Origin of the sequence: Streptomyces bambusae (genome assembly GCF_019400985.1) — a bacterium.
Taxonomy (GTDB): Bacteria; Actinomycetota; Actinomycetes; order Streptomycetales; family Streptomycetaceae; genus Streptomyces; species Streptomyces bambusae_A.
This window is the reverse complement of the sequence record NZ_WTFF01000520.1, coordinates 1-3043: the sequence shown is the minus strand read 5'-3', so window position 1 is coordinate 3043 and position 3043 is coordinate 1. Positions and strand designations below refer to the sequence as shown.

General features: G+C 72.7%; 2 protein-coding genes. One reads left to right on the top strand and one right to left on the bottom strand.

From position 1 onward, the window contains the following. Window positions 1-130: 130 nt before the first annotated feature. Window positions 131-1654 (bottom strand): APC family permease, encoded by a 1524-nt coding sequence (locus GPJ59_RS35000; protein ID WP_219672097.1) that lies wholly within the window; start codon window positions 1652-1654, stop codon window positions 131-133. A gap of 192 nt (window positions 1655-1846) precedes the next feature. Here GPJ59_RS35000 and GPJ59_RS34995 point away from each other — a divergent pair. Next, a partial coding sequence (locus GPJ59_RS34995) for a PucR family transcriptional regulator ligand-binding domain-containing protein (RefSeq protein ID WP_219672095.1) occupies window positions 1847-3043 on the top strand: 1197 nt, incomplete at its 3' end.

The window sequence follows — 3043 nt, the reverse complement described above, 5'->3', positions numbered from 1 at the left end:
AGGAGTTCGCGGCGGGTGGAGCCGCGCACCTCGGCGACGGGCATGGCGAGCCGGTGGGCGGCCGCGTGTTCGGCGGCGAGCTGCTTGAGGGCGTGCATCAGCGGCGTACGGGCCATGGCGGTGGTCCTTCTCAGACGTTGACGGCGGCGGACGGGGAGGCGGTGTCGTCGTCGGCGCGCTCGGCGGAGTCCTCCAGGACGATCCGGCCGATGATCTCGTAGCGCGCCGGGGCCTTGGCCTTGAGCCACAGGCCCAGTGCGAGGCCGCCGAGGAAGACGGCGCCGACGATCCACGGGATGAGCGTGAAGAAGAGGGAGTCGGCGGCGGCGCCGGCCGCGGTCTCCATGTTGAGGACGAGCAGCACCACCACGGCCGTCATGCCGATCCCGCCGAGCAGCGGGGCGGTGAAGGTCCTGAACCAGTGCCGGTCCTCGGGGTGGTTGGCGCGGAAGTAGCCGATGACGGCGAAGGAGCACAGCGTCTGCACGATGAGGATCGCCATCGTCCCGAGGATCGCGAGCAGGGTGTAGAGGTGCAGGTACGGGTCCTGGCCGGTCAGCCAGAAGCCGGCGACCAGGGCGGTGGCGATGGCGGTCTGGGCGACGGAGGCGACGTACGGGGAGCCGTGCCGGGCGTGGGTGCGGCCGAGCGCCGGGTGCAGGAAGCCCTCGCGGCCGATGGCGTAGAGGTAGCGGGCGGCGCACTGGTGGAAGGCCATGCCGCAGGCGAAGGAGCCGGTGAGCAGCAGCCACTGGAAGGCGTCGACGGCCCAGGCGCCGATGAACGACCGGGTCGGGGCGAAGAACAGGTCGAGCGGGCTGGTGGAGGCGGACAGTTCGACGGACGCGGCGAGGCCGTTGCCGGCGATGGTCATCCAGGAGACGTAGATGTAGAAGAGGCCGACGCCGACGACGGAGACGAGGGTGGCCTTGGGGATGACCCGCTTGGGGTCGCGGGACTCCTCGCCGTACATGGCGGTGGACTCGAAGCCGACCCAGGACCAGAAGGCGAAGAAGAGCCCGAGCCCGGCGGACGTGCCGGTGAAGGCGTTCGCCGGGTTGACCGGCTCGACGGGGATGCCGTCGGGGCCGCCGCCGGCGATCAGTACGGCGGTGGCGACGGCGAAGAGGACGGCGACCTCCGCGACGAGCATCACCCCGAGCGCCTTGGCGGTGAGGTTGATGTCGAAGTGGGCGAGGACCGCGGTGACGGCGAGCATGCCCGCCGCGTACACGATCCACGGCAGGTCGACGCCGAGCTGGTCGTGGACGGTGGTCTTCGCGAAGTAGGAGAAAACGCCGACGATGGAGGCCTCGAAGACGATGTATGCGAGGACCGCGAGCAGGCCGGAGGCCATGCCGGCGATCCGGCCGAGGCCGTGGGAGATGTAGCCGTAGAAGGCGCCGGCGGCCGTGATCCGCTTGGCCATCGCGACGTAGCCGACCGCGAAGACGGTCAGGACCACGGTCGCGAAAAGGTAGCCGGCGGGGGCGCCGGTGCCGTTGCCGAAGCCGACGGCGATGGGGAGGTTGCCGGTCATCGCGGTGATGGGGGCGGCGGTGGCCACGGCCATGAAGACGACGCCGGTCAGTCCGACCGAGTTGGCCTTGAGCCGTTGGATGCGCGGTGCCTCACCGGAGGAACCAGTGGTCATGTCGTCCTCGTTCCTTGCTGCCGTTGTGCTGCTCCTGGAAACAGGCGCCCACTCTCGCGGCGGGTGACGCAGGCCACAACAGACATGCGGTCCGATAATCACCGTGCAGGGCCGACGAGTTGTCGGCCGTGCGACGACTCGTGACCGGCAGGTGATGTCCTTGGAACGAAGTGGCGGGTAGCGTCCGGCCACATGGACGATCAGGGCGGGATCACCGTTCAGAGGGCGCTCGAACTGCCCGGACTGCGCAGCGGGCTGCCGGAGGTGGTGGCCTGCGCCGACCGGCTCGGCCGGACGGTGCGCTGGGTGCACGCGGGCGAGGTCCCCAACATCGCCTCCCTCCTCAAGGGCGGCGAGCTGCTGCTGACGACGGGTCTGGGGCTCGGCACCCGGCCCGCCGAACAGCGCGCCTTCGTCCGGCGGCTCGCCGAGCGGGGCATCGCGGCGCTGGTGGTGGAGCTGGGTCCGCGCTTCAGCCGGCTGCCCGCGACGATCGTGGAGACGGCGCGGGCGGCCGGGCTGCCGCTGGTGCAACTGCACCGCGAGGTCCCCTTCGTGACGGTCACCGAGGAGGTCCACACCGAGATCGTCAACGGCCACTACGCGCTGCTGCAGCGCGCCGAGGAGGTGCACCGGCGCTGTACGGAGGCGCTGCTCGGGGGCGGCGGCATCCCCCAGGTCCTGCGCATCCTCGCCGATTTCACCGCGAACCCGGTGTTCCTGGAGACCCCCGACGCCCAGCTGCTCTACGCGGCGGGCAGCACGGCCGGGGACCCCGGTGCCGACCCGCTCCAGGTGTGGGAGGGGCTGCGCGGTCAGCGCGGCGAGGCTCCGCCGTCGAACGCGGTCGTGGTGGACGTGCCCGGCGGCGGACCGGGCTCGGGCGCGGTGCGGGCCCGGCTGGTCCTGCTGGGCGTCTCCTCCCCGGTCCTGCCGGTGCACCGGATGGCGGCGGAGCGGACGGCGGGCGTGCTCGCGGTGGTGCTGATGCAGGCCCGGCAGGAGGAGGAGCTGGCCGCGCGCGGGCGCGGCGACTTCCTGACGGACCTGGCGGAGGGCCGCATCTCGGCGGAGGACGCGCCGGCGCAGGCGCGGGTGCTGGGCTTCCGGCCGGGCGCCGGCCCGCTGCTGCCGGTGGTCATGCGGCTGGCGGCGGACCTCGGCCCGGCCGGCAACTGGTCGGTCCTGGCGCGGGCGGTGTCGGAGGAGCTCTCGGCGGTGGGCGTGCCGGTGCTGCTGGGCGTACGCCCGGTGGAGGGCCGGGTGCCGCTCCTGGTCGCGCTGCGCTCGGAGTCGGAGCGGACGGCGGTGGCCGACCGGGTGGCGGCCGCGCTGCGGGCCGGGGTGGGAAGGGGCGGGGGGGGCCGGGCCCGGTTCGTTTACACATTT